Genomic DNA, 17,414 nt, shown 5'->3' on the forward strand with positions numbered 1-17,414 from the left:
CAACTCTGAAAAAGGTTTCGGATTCATCGAAGTAGAAGGTCAAGACGATGTATTCGTTCATTTCTCTGCTATTCAAGGCGAAGGCTTCAAAACTTTAGAAGAAGGCCAATCAGTTTCTTTCGAAATCGTTGAAGGAAACCGTGGACCACAAGCTGCTAACGTTACTAAAGAAGCGTAAGCATAAATTGATAATAAGAACTGCAGGTGCAAGCCTGCAGTTTTTATTTTAAAGAAAAAGCTGTTTTGCTTATGCAAAACAGCTTTTTTCATTAGTTCGCAATATCCCGTTTCATAAAGATTCCGAAAGCAAGCAACAGAAAGACGACAAAGTAAATCACCAGCATCACAATAGAAAAAGTGATTGTCATCCCTTCCACTAACGGTGTTCCTTCTACATACTGCATCAGATCAACATTGGCAAATAAAATATACTTCGCCCAGTCAAACTTCATCGCTATAAATGCAGTGGCTGTCGTGCCCGTTACCAATAAAAAGATAGAAAACCCTACAGCAAGAGAGCTGTTTCTGAATACTGCGGACAGCATAAATGCCATCGTAGCCAGCATTAAAGCCGCAACAGATTCTGAGAGATACGTTTTGGCCAAATATCCTAACATGTTTTGTTCCAATACATGACCATCTTTATAGATTAAATGAACATTCGCGGCAGTGTCCCCGCCTGTTCCAAAAAAGACCAGTCCCAGCAAAGTTGAACCTATAAATAAAATAAACAGCAATAAGAGACCAAATAAAAGAACGGTAATATATTTAGAAAGCAGAATTTGAAAACGGCTGAGCGGCCGAATCATTAACAGCTTAACCGTACCCCAGTTAAATTCGTTTGCGACGATGCCAGCTGCAATTATAATCGTGAACAGCCCAGTAAGGATTGTAAAACCGGCAGAATCCGTTACATAAGACCAAACGGTATATCCAGTGTCACTCGGGATATTATGTTCAATGCGATAGTTATTGATTGTAATCGTTTCTTCATATTGTCCTTTTAGGGAAGGATCTTCTTTCATCGCCTTCTTCAAATCAGCATTTTGTGCTTGAAGCGTTTCTTTCCACTTCGGATTTGCTACATCGGTTGAAAAGTGGTTTGTTAAAAATGCCCACCCGATCATTGTCAAAGCAAGGATTCCGATCATCACCCATGTCCCGACACGGCTGAAAATTTTAATCCACTCATTATAAATCAAATTAAGCATGTTGAACCTCCTCTTTTGCTTCGCCTGTGATTTCTAAGAAACGGTCCTCTAATGATTTTGTAATCACTTTGACTTCATAAATACGGATTTGCTGCATGACCAGCAATTCAATGACTGCAGGGACGTCCTCTTTAGCCAGTTTGATTTCCAAACCGTTTGTCTTGATTACCGAATCATATTCTTTTAGAATCGCAGCAGCTTCTTTCGGCTGCTCCACATGGAAGAAATATGTATCCTTTTCATCAGTTATTTCATCTCTTACATTCTGAATATCGATAAGTTTTCCTTTTTGGATAATCGCAATTCGGTCACACATTAGTTCCATTTCTGACAGCAGATGGCTTGATACGATGACAGACATTCCTCTTTCTCGCGTCAGCTTCTTTAAATGGTCTCTGATTTCTCTGATTCCCGCCGGATCAAGGCCGTTAGTCGGTTCATCCAAAATCAGCACTTTCGGATCGTGCAGAAGGCATTGTGCCAAGCCGAGACGCTGTCTCATTCCCAGAGAGTAGGTTTTCACTTTATCATGGATTCTTTCTTTGAGGCCTACCAGTTCTACCACTTCATCAATTTTTTCCTTCGTGACACCCTTTACCATCCTTGCGTATTGCTGGAGATTTTTATATCCGCTTAAGAATTTATACAGCTCTGGATTCTCTACAATAGCCCCGATATGTTTGATTGCCTTGGCATAATCTTTTGTGATTGATTGGCCGCAAATGAGCACGTCACCTTGTGACAGCTTCATTAAACCGACCATCATTCTGATTGTCGTCGTTTTCCCTGCTCCGTTTGGTCCCAGAAATCCAAATACTTCGCCTTCGCGAATCGTAAAGCTCAGATGATCAATGATCGTCCGGCCTCTGATGTTTTTTGTCACATTTTTTAATTCCAATACTGTTTTCATCAAATTCCTCCTCTTTCTAGTAAACTTCCATATTCGTTTTAAACCATTGCAGCACGGACATACCTTCCTGCTCGCGAATCTCTTCTACATCACGCTGTGCCATTTTTTCTCCGTCGGCGAGCACGATGACCTCGTCAAGTAGGATTTCAATTTCATCAATTTCGTGTGTCGCAATGACAACGATCTGCTGCTCAAAATCAATATAAGAAACGAGGCTGTTTACGATTGAATCCCTGACCATTGGATCAAGACCGGAAAAAGGCTCATCCAGCAGAATGACGGAAGCTTTTCTTGATAGTGCCAGCACGATTTTAAGACGGCCTCGATTCCCCTTAGAAAGCTGCTTTATCTTTTTTTCAGGCTTCAGCTGCATTTCCTCAAGCAGCTGATAGGCTTTTTCCATCTGAAAGTCAGGGAACTGTGATTCGTAAAAATCGAGCATATCTTTCACCGTAAATCCGGGATAAAACATGTCTAACTCTGTTAGATAAGCCGTCTGCTTGATCATGTCTCTTGTTACAGGCTGTTCACCCGCTTTTACTGAACCTGTAGTAGGAAACATCAATCCGGCGATTAATTTCAAGGTTGTCGATTTCCCGCTGCCATTCGAGCCCAAAAATCCGTAAATTTTTCCCGGATATAAAGTGAATGATATATTGTTTAGCGCCGTGTGGCCGCCGTATCTCTTAGACACATTGTCAAATACAATATTCATTCCTGTCCTCCTCCCGTGTATTTTTTAATGCCTGCCAGCATTTCTTCTTTTGTTAATCCCAGCTCTGCCATTTGATGAATAAAGCTTTCAAACACTTCACGGGTAAGCCTCTCTTTCAGTTCATCCACGAGTTCAGCTTTGTCAGCGATAAACGTCCCTTGCCCTCTTCTTGTCTCCACAATTCCCAGCCTTTCCATTTCACTGTAGGTTCTTTGAATCGTATTCGGATTTACTTTTGTTTGAATTGCCATTTCTCTGACAGACGGCAGCTTGTCTCCGGGAACAAGCTCCTGTCTGACCAGCCTATAAAAGATTTGATCAGCAATTTGCAAATAAATCGGTTTAGAGGATTGAAAGTCTTGTCTCATGTTCTCTACACCTCAACTTTTCGCTGCAGGAGCCTGGAAGCCAGAAAAAGAAATACAGCTGCCAAAACCAGCATGACTATAATAGACGGATAGGGAAGATGGAAGATGTTTAATTCCACGCTCCACCCTAAGGATCCCTTGTATGTAAAACCGACATCTCCATACGTTGTGAAATAATACAGTTTATCCAGCGGTGTCAGCCAAGGCATGATCAAATGGTCCTCTACATAAAACCACCCTATCCCCAGTAACATACAAATGAACCAGCGAAACCGCCTGATGAAGGAAGAACTCGATTTTAAAGAATGAAACACATTCCACAGCAGGATCACCGCACAGGAAAGATAAGCAGTAAATACCAGCCCATAAAGATTAAAGATCAGTATAGTGCCTGCAAGCGGAACTTGATCAGCAATGAGCGCTTTTGAGTCGAGGTACTGATAAAGAAAGACTCCATAAACTGAAATCAAAAACTGAAAAATAAATTGATAGACAAGACCGGTAGTCAGCTTCGAGAGTAAAAGCGCGGCTGCGCCGTTTGGATTATATAACCATAGCTGATTTTTCCCCTCTACACGAAGACTATTGTAGATCAGCAAAGGAGCTAAAAACACTTGAAAAATGGCAAGCATTACCCAGCATCCAAAAGCAGCTAAAGGTTCTTCAGTCAATCGTTCCAATAAAAAGCTTCCGGCAGCTAAAAGTATGACTGCACCGAGACATGCAAAAAACCGCATTTTTGACAGTCTCAGATCCTTTTTTACTAAACCCCAAAACGGTTTCATTGTTTTTCCTCCTAAAAACACTTATGAAGTGTATGACTCAAATAGTACACTAGAACTTTCTGAAATACAACATATTCCATGGATTTATTTTATAAAAAACCAAGTTTTATGCATTTAAACAGCATAAAAAAAGCAAACCCGCCATGAGTAAACGGATTTGCCTTTGATATTATTTCTTTTTATTTTTCATGGAGAGCAGCGCATCACGATAACTGCTGTCCTGCATTTTGTCACTTTTTTCAGTGACCTCTTTGTCTTTCTGATCTTCCTCAGAATGCTTAAACTTTTGAAGCGCCTGCCTGTAGAAGTCATCCCCAATTGAGTCACTTTTCTCTTTTTCAGAGTCAGTTTTTACAACGGCTGGGACATGCTCAGCAGCCCGTGCTGCAGCAGGGTATTGTGCTTCGTTTTCTTCCTCTTCTGGAGGGGCGATTTTTTCAGCTGTTTCTCGCTTCTCGAGTCCAGCAGAGGCGTTGCGGACGTTATACGTGATAAGGCCCGCAATCACAATGACAGCAGCAATAATTGCTATAATAATGGCCATTTTAACCTCTCCTTACTGTCCGGCTGTTAAGTTTCCTGTGACTTGGCTGACGCGTCTTCCTAATGCGCGGCCCAGCTGGATACCTTCCTCAGACATTAACTCATCACTGTCTACCGGGCAAGTGACGCCCGCTCCGTAGTAAGAACCGTACAGCGCGTTTTCAGGCACATTGCCAGGCAGACCGACAACAATCATCCCTTGGTGGAACATTGGCGTGATTAAGTTGTGCATTGTCATTTCCAAGCCGCCGTGTGTTGTTGCCGTTGTGCAGAATACTGCGCCGACTTTGTTGATCAGCTCGCCTTCAGCCCATAAGTAGCCGAGTCTGTCGATCCAAGTTTTCAGACCTGCACTGATTGTTCCGAAATGCCCGGGGCATCCCCAAATAATCGCGTCCATGTCTTTAAGCTTGCGGATATCCGCCTGATCTACGTGGTCGATGAATACTTCAGCCGCGTCGTTTTCCCGAGCGCCTTCAGCAATCGCTTCTGCCAATACCTTTGTATGTTCGCCTTCACTGTCATACACTACATAAATTTTCATTCAGGAAACCTCCCTGTACAGTTTAAGATTCCTTAACTTCTTTTGGAGCCGGAAGCAATGAAAGCTCCTCTTTTTTCTTTTTCTCCGCACGCAATTTATCTTTTCTGACATCACGCAGGAAAAGACTGAGAATCACACCTGCCACACAGAATAATGTCGCCCACATAAAGGCGTCATTAATCCCCATGACGTTTGAATCGAGTGTCGCGTGTTTATAGATATGTGAGTAAACATACGTTTTCGCTGTTTCATAAGGCACATTCATATTCACCATTATATTCGAAACTGCATTTTGGAACGCATGGAGGAAGTTCGGGTCCGCCGTGCTTGTTTTATCTGCAATTTGTGAATAATGAAATGTCGTGCGGTTTGTATAAATCGTCGTAATTAAGCTTGTTCCAATTGATCCGCTGATTTGGCGGAGCGTGTTGCTCATCGCCGTTCCGTGACTGTTCAGACGGGCAGGAAGCTGGTTCATCCCGGCTGTCATGACAGGCATCATTAAGAGTGACATACCGAATGCGCGAATTGAGTATACAAGCATAATGTGTGTATACGGTGTATCGATGGTCAATTGCGTATATTGGAATGTTGTCACCACTGTCACGACCAGACCGATAATCGCAAGCGGTCTCGGGCCGAATTTATCAAACAAAATACCTGAAATCGGTGACATGATCAGCATCACGATCGCACCCGGAAGCAGAAGCAGACCGGATTGAAGCGCCGTAAATCCGACCAGGTTTTGCAGATAGATCGGTAACAGGAACATACCAGTGTAAAGTGCCACTGTAATAATGATATTAATAACACTTGAGAGTGAGAAAATGTCGTATTTAAACACTCTGAAATCAAGCATCGGATCATCATGGCGCAATTGCTGAACAACAAAAGCAATAATTGCAATGACGCCGATTATAACTGTAGACAGTACAATCGGGTCGGTCCAGCCGTCAGAACCCGCTTCACTGACTCCGTATAATAAGGATGCGAAACCGACAATTGAGAGAATCGCTCCAAGTGTGTCAAGTTTGATTTTTTGCGGCTCCACCAGATTCTTAAAGATGAAGAAAGCCACGATGATAACAATTGCGCCGATCGGCACAAGTCCGTAAAACATGATGCGCCATGTGTAATGCTCAATAATCCACCCAGAAAGAGTCGGGCCGACCGCTGGAGCAAACATCATCGCAAGTCCGAAAATCCCCATTCCTTTCCCCCTGCTTTCAGGCGGGAAGATTAACAGAATGGTTGTCATAACGAGCGGCTGCAAGATACCTCCGCCCACGGCCTGGATCAAACGGCCGATCAGCATTACAGAGAAGTTAGGTGCGATACCGCAGACTAACGTACCGAGCGTAAAACAGAACATGGCGACGAGAAAGAGACTCCGTTGGCCAAAACGTGTAATCAGGAAGGCAGATAACGGAATCAATACGCCGTTAACAAGCATGTAACCTGTTGTCAGCCACTGAATCGTCGTTGCACTTACGCCAAATTCAGTCATTAAGTGCGGCATTGCGACGTTAAGCAATGTTTGGTTTAGTATTGCCAAAAACAAACCCGCCATTAGCACAATCAGCAATGTCATAGGGCTTTTTGTATTTTTTTCTTTGCCTGTAGCCATCTAAGACAACCTCCTTTCATGGTTTGATGACTGATCTGTTTTACTCAGAAATCTTAACAGATGCATTCATACCTGGAAGCACCTTATCAGATGGGTTTTTGATTGAAATTTTAACAGGAACTTTTTGCGTTACTTTTGTGTAGTTTCCGCTTGAATTTGTAGATGGAAGCATATCAAAAGTTGAGTTAGTCGCATAGCCAATTTCTTCTACAGTACCGTCAAAAGTTGTATCAGGATCTCCGTCAACTACTACGTCTACACTATTTCCTACTTCAACATCCGCAATATCTGTTTCTTTAATATTTGCTGTGATGTACAGGTTGTCCATGTCAATCGTTTGCGCAATTGTTGTACCAGCCTGTACGGTTTGTCCGTTTTTCACTTCGTTTTTCACAATTGTTCCATCCATGATGGATTTCACATCAACCGTTTGTTCACCTTTGATTTTTGCAACTGTGTCGCCTTTTTTCACTGTTTTTCCTTCTTCAAGATCCCAGTCGGATACTTTACCTGCTGCTGGAGCTGAGATAGCTGCCATATCGCCGGCTACTTTTGCTTCATCTGTTTTTACGTAGTTTGTGCTTTGATAATAGTAGTAAGCACCTCCGCCTATAATTGCAAGAACAACAATCAAACCGATAATGTTGGTCAGAATTAAACGTCCTCTGTTCATTTTGTTTTTCTCCTTTCGTTTCTTCCTCTATCATTTTGTGGAAAGCTGGTGAAAATATGTGGGAAGTTTTCAATTACCGCTTTTTTCTGCACAGCCTTCAGCGAGCTTAGATAAACTCCCGGCAAGCTTACGCAAATATTGAAGCTGAGACGTGTCAAGCTTCTGATACAGGCTCGCGCCCATTTTTGCGTATTGCACAGCGGCTTTCTGTAAAAGTTTTTCCCCCTCTTCGGTTAACTGAATCATGACGATACGGCGGTCATCCGGACTGTCATATCGATTCATCAATTGCCGGTTATATAGGATATCGGTCATCCGGGTCACAGAAGCAGGCTTAAGATCAAGAGACATGGCCAGCTTGCTGAGCGGCGTGCTTCCGCTTTGATGAATTTTAAACATCAGTAAATATTGAAGGACTGTAATATCAAAAGGCTCAAGCACAATCTCCAATATCTTCTTCTGTTTTTTATAGATAGACCGAGACGTATCGAAGAGCTGTTCAAAAGTGAGCAAAGCACGTTCTGATTCAGTCAACTCCTTTTCACCTCATTCCTCAATAATAGTTCACAAGATAAAATATTAATAAATGAAAGAAGATTTGTCAAAGGAAAAATTCCTTTTTTCTTCTTATTTTTTTCGTAATCGCTTTCTTACTTTTTTTAAATAAAAAAAAGCCCTGAAATGGGCTATTCACTAGGATAATTGATGGCTGATGCCAGTTTCTTCATTTCTGAAAAAGTTCTTCAGCGCCTGAAAAACGTCTGACTTCTGCTTTAAAATATAGTATTTGAATTTCTCGTCTTTCACATTTTTATAAGCCGACATTAACGTCGAGTGTCTATTGTATTGATTGACCTCGCCATAACAGAATAAATTTGCTTTCTTCATAATATCATTCACCAATTTCACGCACCGGGCATTATCAGATGTGAGATTGTCGCCGTCGGAGAAATGAAAAGGGTAAATATTATAACGGGCGGGGCTGTATTTTTCATCGATCAGCTCAAGCGACTTTCGATATACGGAAGAACAGATTGTTCCGCCGCTTTCTCCCTTTGAAAAGAAATCTTCCTCAGACACAACTTTTGCTTCTGTATGATGGGCAATAAATTCAATTTCAACTGTTTCATATTTCGTCCGTAAAAAGCGGGTCATCCAGAAAAAGAAGCTTCTCGCCATGTACTTTTCCCACACGCCCATACTGCCGCTCGTATCCATCATTGCTAACACGACAGCTTTTGACTCAGGCTTCGTGACATCATTCCATGTTTTATATTTTAAGTCCTCCGGATAAATCGGATAGAAAGACGGCTTCCCTGTCATCGCGTTGCGTTTAAAAGCCGACATCATTGTTCTTTTCTTATCAATATTACCGGTTAACCCTGTTTTACGGATATCGTTAAACTCAATATCCGTGTGGATGATATTATCTCTTTCTTTTTGCTGAAGATTCGGAAGCTCTAATTCTTTGAAGAGCGCTTCTTCTAAATCCATTAGTGAAACTTCTGCTTCATAATAATCCTCGCCTGCCTGATCTCCGGCTCCCTGGCCTTTACCCGGCCCCTGCTTTTTGTCTGATCCGTCCCGGGCTACAACATCTCCAACCTGGCTGTCGCCGTCCCCTTGCCCTACATGTTTATTTTTATCGTAGTTATAGCGGATTTTATACTCATCCAGTGATCGGATTGGAATTTTCACTACATCTTTGCCGTTAGACATAATAATGCTTTCCTCGGTTACGAGATCCGGGAGATTGTTTTTTATGGCTTCCTGTACTTTTTTTTGGTGGCGCTGCTGGTCATCGAAGCCTTTGCGATGGAGGGACCAGTTTTCCTCAGAAATTAAAAAATGGCCGCTGTCATTTTGGGACATGAATTCCCCTCCTTAACCATTTGTGGTCGTGATACATACCTATTCCGGCTTGTGCCAGATTATGAAACAAGTCTTTCGAAAAGATTTATATTCATCATATGCGCATAAGTACAGTTAATTGACAAACTATTTAGAAAATGGTACAAAACAACCCGCCCTGTTCGGACGGGTCACTTGCTTATCGGTTCAGCAGGCTGCCGACGTATTTCAGCAGCTCATTGGCACTCGTCGAGTTGTAGCCGTGCTCATCAATTAAACGGGCTACGACTTCATTTACTTTCTTCAGCTGCTGCTCATCAGGCGTTTTCGTTGAGGTCGTAATTTTAACGACATCCTTCAAATCAGCAAACAATTTTTTTTGAATGGCTTCACGCAGTCTTTCGTGGGAATTGTAGTCAAACCGCTTTCCTTTTCTCGCATAAGCGGAGATGCGGATTAAGATTTCTTCGCGGAACGCTTTTTTCGCGTTTTCGGAAATGCCGATCTGTTCTTCGATCGATCTCATCAGCTTTTCGTCCGGATTCATTTCTTCCCCTGTCAAAGGATCACGCAGCTTATTTTTATTGCAATAAGCCTCTACGTTGTCGAGATAATTATCCATGAGCGTTTTGGCTGATTCTTCATATGAATACACAAACGCTTTTTGGACTTCCTTCTTCGCAATATCATCATATTCCTTACGGGCTGCAGAAATAAAATTCAAGTACCGCTCCCGATCCTCGTTTGAAATAGACGGATGCTGATCAAGTCCTTCTTTTAAAGAACGGAGAACATCAAGGGAATTAATCGACTCCATATTTTTTCTGATAATGGTTGAAGAAATGCGATTGATCACGTAGCGCGGGTCAATTCCGCTCATCCCCTCATCATTATATTCTTTCTTCATGTCCTCAACGTCTACTGAATTAAAGCCTTCCACACTTTCTCCGTCATACAGTCTCATTTTCTTCACCAGATCAATATCAGACCGCTTCGGCTCTTTTAATCTCGTAAGGATTGAAAACATCGCGGCGACCTTAAGGGTGTGAGGAGCAATATGAACATCCGATACATCACTTTCTGCGATCATTTTTTCATAAATTCTTTCTTCCTCAGACACTTTTAAGTTATAAGGAACAGGCATCACAATAATTCTGGAGTGCAAGGCTTCGTTTTTCTTATTAGAAATAAATGAGCGATACTCCGTTTCATTCGTGTGAGCTACGATCAGCTCATCAGCAGAAATTAACGCAAATCGCCCGGCTTTAAAATTCCCTTCCTGTGTCAGTGAGAGCAAATGCCAGAGAAACTTCTCATCACATTTCAGCATCTCCTGAAACTCCATCATGCCTCGGTTCGCCTTGTTCAGCTCTCCGTCAAACCGGTAGGCGCGCGGATCAGATTCAGAACCGTACTCGGCAATGGTTGAAAAATCAATACTTCCCGTCAAATCGGCAATATCCTGAGATTTCGGGTCAGACGGGCTGAAGGTGCCGATTCCCGTACGCTTATCCTCAGAAAAGAAGATCCGCTCCACCCTCACATCTTCAATACGCCCTCCGTACTCTTCCTCCAGCCTCATCACATTTAATGGTGAAAGACTTCCTTCTATTCTAATGCCGTATTCTCTGTAAAAATCCTCCCGCAAATGATGAGGGATTAAATGAAGGGGGTCCTCGTGCATCGGGCAGCCTTTAATCGCGTATACAGCACCATTATCCGTCAGCGTGTACGCTTCAAGACCTTTTTTGAGCATCGTGACCAGCGTTGACTTACCGCCGCTCACAGGGCCCATTAAAAGCAGAATCCGCTTTCTGACATCAAGCCTTTTCGCAGCCGGATGAAAATATTCTTCCACAAGGCGCTCGAGGGATTCTTCAAGCCCGAACAGCTCGCGGTCAAAAAAGCTGTACTTCTTCCGTCCGTCAACCTCCTCTATCCCGCTGTCTTTTATCATATTAAAAACACGAGAATGAGCAGATTGCGCGACCATTGGATTCTCTTTAATAATCTCCAAATAATCAGCGAATGTTCCTTCCCATTTCAGACGCTGCTCTTCCTCTCTGTACTTTTCAATTTTCTTTAATATATCCATAAGGACCTCCTCTATCATGTTTGATGCGCTGTGCAAAAAAAGGTACTTTGATACAATCTATGCCGTCAGCTCGTGATACATGCTTTGGTTTCTTAAAAATAAAGATACCTTATACAGCGTTGACAAGGCAGACTGCGTGCGTTCATAATAAAGAAAATACAGAATCATCCAGACTCGGACAGCAGGAAAAATTGAAGAGGGGGAGAGACGGTGAAAACAATCATCATGATGGGGGTCATTGTCACTTTTTTAGTATCAATTTTTACCGCAGGGTACGATAGCAAGCCGGGAAAAGAATAAAAAGAAAAGGGTGCTCCCTCCTGAGAGCGCCCTTTTTCTTTGTAACAGAACAATGTTTTACAACTTAATTCTTTTCATCATTTTTGAATGCTGATCGCATTCGCATTTGTTTTCAAACTCAACTGTGCCGATTTTACAGCCAGGCCCGATAACGACTTCTTTCCCTCTGACAACCGCCGCCTCGGTATTTTCCAAATAGATTTTATCTCCTTCAATCAGCTCCGCAGTTAGTTTCGCTTTTTTTCGCGTAAAAAAGCGCGCACGTTTTTTTACAGTAATGGACGTTCCGCCTATTTCCCGGACCCGGCTGGCATCATGGCTCAATCCGATATCAATCTCGCCTGCATTCAACAAACCTGTTACGTCCACACAGCCAGTGATATGAAACGATTCGATTTCACAATCGCCTTTCACGCTGAGCTTTCCTTTTGCTTCACACGAATCCCCTGCCATATTGCCGCCGACCTCAGTCAGACCCTTCAGCTTCAATCGGCCAACATGAAGAGCTCCTCTGACTTGCATCGTCCCATATATGCTGATTTTGTCCGCAGTCAAATCGCCTTCAAACTCGCTTTCTCCGAATACTTTCAGCCGTTCAGTCTCCGCGTTCCCGAGAAAACGGCCTGTGCCGTATATGCGGCAGCCTGCAGCGGACAGTCCTTCTCCAACCGTACCTTCACCTTTGATGCTGACATGGTGATAGGCACCTCCCGCAGCGTGCCCGGCACCATATAATTTTAAATTCCCTAATTTTACTGTTTCCATATGATCCTCCTTACATTCTTGTGTACATGCCTACCGAAGCGTTCGGATCACAAGTATAATCACCGCTGTATTCCACGGTCTCAATCCGGCAGTTCGGACCGATTTTCACTGTGTTTCCCCGCACAGTCTTGGCGTTCGTATTTGTCAGCTCAATCACGTCCCCCTCGATCAATTCAGCCGTTAACACAGGGGTCGGCATCAGCTTCAGCAATGTCAGCATCCCTTTTCTGCCCGTCACTTGAAGATGGCGGCAGCCGATTTCCCGCACATAACTCTCTCCGGAAGAAAGCTTGATATTCACCTGATCAGCATTTAAAAGACCGCTGACTTTGCATTTCCCTTCGGTCTGAAATGTTTCCGTTTCACAATCAGCTTCCATGACCGCCTTTCCGGTGATCACAATGTCATCAGCCTTGACTGTTCCGCCAAATGTTGACGATCCCGCAACCTTCAATTGTTTAGCGGCGGTATCACCTTGAATAAAGCCTGTTCCATTCATGCGGATGGATTCTGCTTCAACATCCCCATGAATTTTCCCTGAACCGCTGATGGTTACTGTTTTTGCCTTGACGCTCCCATCCGCTTTACCGGTCCCGTTAAATGAAAAAGAGTCACACTCCACGTCTCCGGCCACGGTTCCGCTGCCATTAATCTCAACTGATTGAAATTTTCCGCCCTTTGAACTCCCCGTACCGTTTATCACCAGATTATCCATTATTTCCATTGATGGCCCTCCTGCATATATTTTGTCTTTAGTTCCTCTGAAGCATTTGCTAAATCCACTCTTTCGACAATCTTGACGGACGACTCAAAAAGGATGCTGTCCGCGGCAGCCGCTATAAAACAAGTCGTTACACCCAGCTTGCGTAAAATGATCAGTTCCGTCTGCTTCTTGATCTCCGCTGTATCATACTTCCTCAATACCTCAGCAGCCATTTTCGCTTCTTCCAAGCTGACATTTCCGGATTGTAAAAGCCCTTCAAGCACATACAGCGACAACAGCTCCCGAGAAGAAAACACCGTGTCTGCTCCGCCTTCTGAAAAGACATGCAGAGCCGGCTTTGATATCAAACCTTTCGTCAGCAATTCATCAGCTGTCATGCTCACATCCTTCATTTTCGGTGACAGCATCTCCCGCATCTCATCCAAAGACAAATTTTCTTTCATCTTTTGAATGATTGAAATGCGCTTTAAAATATCCTCTCTAGGAAAAAACGTCTCTTGCCCTGTAAATGTGGATTTACGTATAAACCACTCCTCAGGGATTAAATTTTTTCGTTTCCATCGATACAGCTGACCGTATGAGATGGATGTTTCTTCAAGCAATTCTTTTTTAGAGATTAATTGATCTTCCATAAGTCCAGCTCCTTTGATGGATACATTGTAACATAACACTGTTACGTTGTTAAGCCTAAAATAACAAAACACAGTTCTATAAAAAAAACCCGCCCATACACATGAGCGGGTTTTTCACTATTTTAAATCTCGGTAATTTTGCTGACGCAGCGCCTCATACACAAGAATCGCTGCGGTATTGGACAGATTTAGCGATCTGACATGCTCTGTCATCGGAAGGCGCAGGCATCGGTCCATATTATTTTGAATTAATTCCTTTGGCAAGCCGCTTGTTTCTCTTCCGAACACAAAGAAATAATCCTCGTCAATATCCGTGTAGTCAAAAGATGTATGCGGCTTTTGGCCGAATTTCGTGATGAAGAAAAACTGCCCTTTTTTATATGCCTCAAACAATTCTTCTAACGAGTCATGATACACTACGTTTACAAACTCCCAATAATCAAGTCCGGCGCGCTTCAGCATTTTATCATCTGTTGAAAAGCCGAGCGGACGAATCAGGTGGAGCGTTGTATCTGTTGCTGCGCAAGTACGTGCGATATTCCCTGTATTAGCAGGAATTTCTGGTTGATATAAAACGACATGTAATGCCACTGTGTTCACCTCTATTTTTCTTATCCGCTCATCATTATATCATTAATTACTCTTTTGTCGTATCATCAACGATATGAAAAAAGGCATATCGGATAGACGGTGTGTATGCAGTTGAATCCTCGTATGACCAATACCTCATCCGGCTGTCATAGGACTGGGCGTTGACAAGCGGCATATTGCCTTTGTCCTTCGCCACCACAATCGTTGTATGATTAAACCGGCCGTCTCCCTCAAAATCATAGCAAATCACATCACCCGGCACCAGGTCTTCCGCTGATTTCACCCGAACCGCCCGAAGGCCGGCCTTGGAATTCGTCAAATACATTTTCATCGAGTGCGCCACCGTCCAGCTATAGCTCCAAGAGCTTTGTTTCATCCACCAGCCAGATCCTCTGTTCGGGTGACCGCGCATTGGCGCTCCTCCTGCATGAAGACACTGAGAAATAAAATTCGTACAATTATCGCTGAAATTCTTATAAGCCGGATTACGCTTGTTCCAATATTTTTCGGCATATTGTACCGCTCCGAGCCGGTCATATTGAAAAGCTCGGCCAAACGCTTCCCTTTCTTCCTGTGAATAGTCAATAATGCTTTGGCCTTCACTAAACCCCGCCGGTTTTTTTATCACTTCCTGATCCTTAATCAGAATTTGATCATAAACAAAAGCGACTCTTTCTTCTATCTGCTCTTCCATATACAGACTGTCATCCTGCTCCTTGTATAGATATTCGAAGTGTATGATATACCTGATGCAGGCGGTTCCGTCATCCTCAACCTGCACATAGTCTATGACAGCTTTTGCTTTCGCTTTTATCATCTCAATCTTACGTTTTTCCAGAAGCTTTTTCTTTCGTTCCATGACTTCCAGGTCTCCGACTTGAGGCTCCTGTCTCAGATCATGCCCGTTGACCAGATAGCTGAGACGCTCCTCCGCTAGTTGTTCTAATATGTGCTTCAAGCTCACCCCACCCGACATACTTTTTTATAGAGAAAAAACACTTGGCTGCATCTCAAGTGTTTTTTCCTTCTGCTCTATACGTATGTCAGGACAAGACTTATTTAGTCATGCCGGCTTTTAGCAATTCAATTCCTTTTTCAATTTCCTGCTTTGCCTCTTCATCATTTTCTTTTTCCAGTGCTTTTTCAAGCTCCTCCGCGTATGTGTTGTCTCCGATTTTCCCGATAGCCCAGGCAGCCGTTCCCCTGATGACCGGGCGCGGATCTTTATGCATAAGCTCCGTCAGTTCAGACAGTGCGGAGGTGTCTTTAAAGTGGGCAAGCGCCAGAATCGCATTCCGCTGAATCGGTTTTTTTCCGCGCCACGAGCCTGAAACATGTCCGAATTTCTCTTTAAATTCACGGTTGCTGATGGTTAAAAGCGGCTTCAATAACGGTTTTGCAATCTCGGGATCCGGTTCCATTTCAGGATGCAGATGAAAATCCTTCCCTTTATTGATTGGACATACCGTTTGGCACGTATCACATCCATACAGTCGGTTTCCGATTTTCGTGCGGAATTCATCCGGCAAAAATCCTTTTGTCTGGGTCAGAAAAGATATACAGCGCTGAGCGTTAAGCTGCCCAGGGTTCACAAGCGCTCCCGTCGGGCAAGCATCTAAACATTTGGTGCATGATCCGCACATATCCTCAATCGGCACATCCGGCTCGAAAGGTATATTTGTAATCATTTCCGCCAAATACACATAAGACCCGTACTCTGGCGTTGTAATCATACAATTTTTGGCGCTGAACCCAATTCCGGCCCGTTCCGCCACTGCCCGATCAGACAATTCACCCGTATCGACCATTGATTTTGTCCTGATATCCTCATGCTTGCTTCTCAGGAAATCCTCCAGAAGATCGAGCTTTTCCTGCAGGACGTCATGATAGTCCTTTCCCCAGGAGGCTCTGCAAAAAATGCCTCTGCGCTCAGTTCGCGTGCTTCTTGGCGCATCCTTCATTCTCGAAGGATAAGCAAGTGCAATCGCCACGATTGATTTCGCTTTCGGCAAAAGCAGCGTCGGCGTCACTCTTTTTTCAATATCAGGCTCTTCAAAACCGGAAAGATATCCGAGTGACTCCTGAAGAATCAAACGGTCTTTTAAACTGGCAAATGTATCAGCGGTCGTAAAACCGATCTTGTCCACGCCAATGCTTTTCGCGTATTCAATTAATTCTTCTTTCAGCTGATAAACGTTCATGGTTTGCACAGCCTCCTTTCTTTGTGATAAAACAATAAGCCGTTGTATAATAGGTTGATATCCCGTAATTGGAGTGAATGCATGTGAATATCAAACTTGATCCTGTTATTACTGAACGCGCGGCAGGAATAAATGCAGCCGCTGTGATATATGAAAATATTGAAGTCGGCCCCTCTCCGCAAATGCTGAAAGGCAGACTTCGTTTATTTCAAGAGTCCCTGTTTTTTGACTATGCGGACGGCGGAATTTCCAGCCAGCCTTACGTCAAAGAATGGCAGACAATCTTTAAGCAGCTTGACCCTTCATTCGAGGGAGAAAAAACGCCGATGGAGCAAATGCTGATCCCGATATCCAAAGAACAATTCATGGAAAGCGAGGATTCAGCCCATGATACCATACATTTTTTCGCGTTAAAATATTCTCTCCCCATTATGATCTATGATGCTGGCAAGCTTCAGGAGCCAGTCCGGATTTCAATAGGAGAAAAAGATAACATACTGATTTATTCTGATGAAGACGGGGTATTCGGCGATTTCAAAAACAAAGTCAATCAAAAACCCGTCACAGCAGATACAAAAAGCATGCTGCAAATCATCTTTTTCCCGCCATCGATTAAAAAAGAAAACGCCGTTAACCTATTAACATCATTAACGAAAATGTTTGAACAAATTCACGGCGGCTGCCATACAGTACATTGGCTTACGTAAAAGAACACGAGATTCGTGTTCTTTTACACATAAAAAAACGCAATACTTCGTTTATCTGAGAAACGAAACACTGCGTTAATAACGTATGTATGGAGCGGGTGATGAGAATCGAACTCACGACATCAGCTTGGAAGGCTGAGGTTTTACCACTAAACTACACCCGCATTTATTA

The 17,414-nt window shown here is 43.2% G+C and carries 19 protein-coding genes, 1 tRNA gene and 1 pseudogene; 2 read left to right on the plus strand and 19 right to left on the minus strand.

What is annotated here, in order from left to right; translation table 11 throughout:
* On the plus strand, nt 1-178 hold a 178-nt coding region (gene cspB / locus CJU60_RS10540; protein ID WP_141243775.1), incomplete at its 5' end, for a cold shock-like protein CspB.
* A 91-nt stretch (nt 179-269) separates the two neighbouring features.
* On the opposite strand, the gene CJU60_RS10545 is transcribed toward cspB, so the two are convergent.
* The 18 genes and pseudogenes from CJU60_RS10545 to queG all read right to left on the minus strand — a co-directional run bounded on the left by CJU60_RS10545 (nt 270) and on the right by queG (nt 16,535).
* Complete coding sequence (locus CJU60_RS10545; protein WP_095713763.1) at nt 270-1,211, minus strand: ABC transporter permease; 942 nt, start codon at nt 1,209-1,211, stop codon at nt 270-272.
* Nucleotides 1,204-2,121, minus strand: a complete 918-nt coding sequence (locus CJU60_RS10550; protein ID WP_024120697.1) for an ABC transporter ATP-binding protein — start codon at nt 2,119-2,121, stop codon at nt 1,204-1,206. The genes CJU60_RS10545 and CJU60_RS10550 overlap by 8 nt, the downstream gene beginning before the upstream one ends.
* 16 nt (nt 2,122-2,137) lie before the next feature.
* Nucleotides 2,138-2,836 carry an ABC transporter ATP-binding protein gene (locus tag CJU60_RS10555; protein WP_024120696.1) on the minus strand — a complete coding sequence of 233 codons (699 nt, stop codon included), beginning with the start codon at nt 2,834-2,836 and terminating at the stop codon, nt 2,138-2,140.
* Nucleotides 2,833-3,204: a GntR family transcriptional regulator gene (locus tag CJU60_RS10560; protein ID WP_024120695.1), complete on the minus strand. Its 372-nt coding sequence runs from the start codon at nt 3,202-3,204 to the stop codon at nt 2,833-2,835. The genes CJU60_RS10555 and CJU60_RS10560 overlap by 4 nt, the downstream gene beginning before the upstream one ends.
* Nucleotides 3,205-3,209: 5 nt before the next feature.
* A complete protein-coding gene (locus tag CJU60_RS10565; protein ID WP_024120694.1) occupies nt 3,210-3,989 on the minus strand; it encodes a hypothetical protein in 780 nt (259 codons plus the stop codon).
* A 169-nt stretch (nt 3,990-4,158) separates the two neighbouring features.
* The gene (locus tag CJU60_RS10570) at nt 4,159-4,533 is read right to left on the minus strand and encodes a hypothetical protein (protein WP_095713764.1); all 375 of its coding nucleotides are present in this window, start codon (nt 4,531-4,533) and stop codon (nt 4,159-4,161) included.
* A 12-nt stretch (nt 4,534-4,545) separates the two neighbouring features.
* On the minus strand, nt 4,546-5,076 hold the full coding sequence (locus tag CJU60_RS10575; RefSeq protein WP_003224063.1) for an NAD(P)H-dependent oxidoreductase: 531 nt from the start codon (nt 5,074-5,076) through the stop codon (nt 4,546-4,548).
* A gap of 22 nt (nt 5,077-5,098) precedes the next feature.
* A complete protein-coding gene (locus tag CJU60_RS10580) occupies nt 5,099-6,703 on the minus strand; it encodes an MFS transporter (protein WP_095713765.1) in 1,605 nt (534 codons plus the stop codon).
* A gap of 40 nt (nt 6,704-6,743) precedes the next feature.
* Nucleotides 6,744-7,410, minus strand: a pseudogene (locus CJU60_RS10585) (biotin/lipoyl-containing protein).
* Nucleotides 7,411-7,445: 35 nt separating this feature from the next.
* Complete coding sequence (locus tag CJU60_RS10590) at nt 7,446-7,910, minus strand: MarR family transcriptional regulator (RefSeq protein ID WP_024120690.1); 465 nt, start codon at nt 7,908-7,910, stop codon at nt 7,446-7,448.
* A gap of 159 nt (nt 7,911-8,069) precedes the next feature.
* Nucleotides 8,070-9,248, minus strand: coding sequence for a sporulation protein YhbH (gene yhbH / locus CJU60_RS10595; RefSeq protein WP_095713766.1), 1,179 nt, complete (start codon nt 9,246-9,248; stop codon nt 8,070-8,072).
* A 178-nt stretch (nt 9,249-9,426) separates the two neighbouring features.
* Nucleotides 9,427-11,322 carry a serine/threonine protein kinase PrkA gene (gene prkA, locus CJU60_RS10600; RefSeq protein ID WP_095713767.1) on the minus strand — a complete coding sequence of 632 codons (1,896 nt, stop codon included), beginning with the start codon at nt 11,320-11,322 and terminating at the stop codon, nt 9,427-9,429.
* A gap of 357 nt (nt 11,323-11,679) precedes the next feature.
* Nucleotides 11,680-12,387 (minus strand): hypothetical protein, encoded by a 708-nt coding sequence (locus tag CJU60_RS10605; RefSeq protein ID WP_095713768.1) that lies wholly within the window; start codon nt 12,385-12,387, stop codon nt 11,680-11,682.
* Between the two features lie 10 nt (nt 12,388-12,397).
* Complete coding sequence (locus tag CJU60_RS10610; RefSeq protein ID WP_095713769.1) at nt 12,398-13,111, minus strand: bactofilin family protein; 714 nt, start codon at nt 13,109-13,111, stop codon at nt 12,398-12,400.
* Nucleotides 13,102-13,743 carry a YhbD family protein gene (locus CJU60_RS10615; RefSeq protein ID WP_174754410.1) on the minus strand — a complete coding sequence of 214 codons (642 nt, stop codon included), beginning with the start codon at nt 13,741-13,743 and terminating at the stop codon, nt 13,102-13,104. Before CJU60_RS10615 ends, CJU60_RS10610 begins: the two co-directional genes overlap by 10 nt.
* Nucleotides 13,744-13,860: 117 nt before the next feature.
* On the minus strand, nt 13,861-14,343 hold the full coding sequence (trmL, locus tag CJU60_RS10620; protein WP_081638260.1) for a tRNA (uridine(34)/cytosine(34)/5-carboxymethylaminomethyluridine(34)-2'-O)-methyltransferase TrmL: 483 nt from the start codon (nt 14,341-14,343) through the stop codon (nt 13,861-13,863).
* Nucleotides 14,344-14,380: 37 nt separating this feature from the next.
* Nucleotides 14,381-15,310 carry an amidase domain-containing protein gene (locus tag CJU60_RS10625; protein ID WP_095713771.1) on the minus strand — a complete coding sequence of 310 codons (930 nt, stop codon included), beginning with the start codon at nt 15,308-15,310 and terminating at the stop codon, nt 14,381-14,383.
* Between the two features lie 79 nt (nt 15,311-15,389).
* The gene (gene queG, locus CJU60_RS10630; RefSeq protein ID WP_095713772.1) at nt 15,390-16,535 is read right to left on the minus strand and encodes a tRNA epoxyqueuosine(34) reductase QueG; all 1,146 of its coding nucleotides are present in this window, start codon (nt 16,533-16,535) and stop codon (nt 15,390-15,392) included.
* 83 nt (nt 16,536-16,618) lie between these two features.
* Between queG and CJU60_RS10635 the strand changes: the two genes are divergently transcribed.
* On the plus strand, nt 16,619-17,242 hold the full coding sequence (locus tag CJU60_RS10635; protein WP_095713773.1) for a hypothetical protein: 624 nt from the start codon (nt 16,619-16,621) through the stop codon (nt 17,240-17,242).
* Between the two features lie 90 nt (nt 17,243-17,332).
* Here the strand turns inward: CJU60_RS10635 and CJU60_RS10640 are convergent.
* Nucleotides 17,333-17,406 (minus strand) — tRNA-Gly (locus CJU60_RS10640).
* Nucleotides 17,407-17,414 lie beyond the last annotated feature (8 nt).

It is taken from the genome of Bacillus sp. 7705b (assembly GCF_002289525.1).
In the GTDB taxonomy this organism is placed as follows: Bacteria; Bacillota; Bacilli; order Bacillales; family Bacillaceae; genus Bacillus; species Bacillus halotolerans.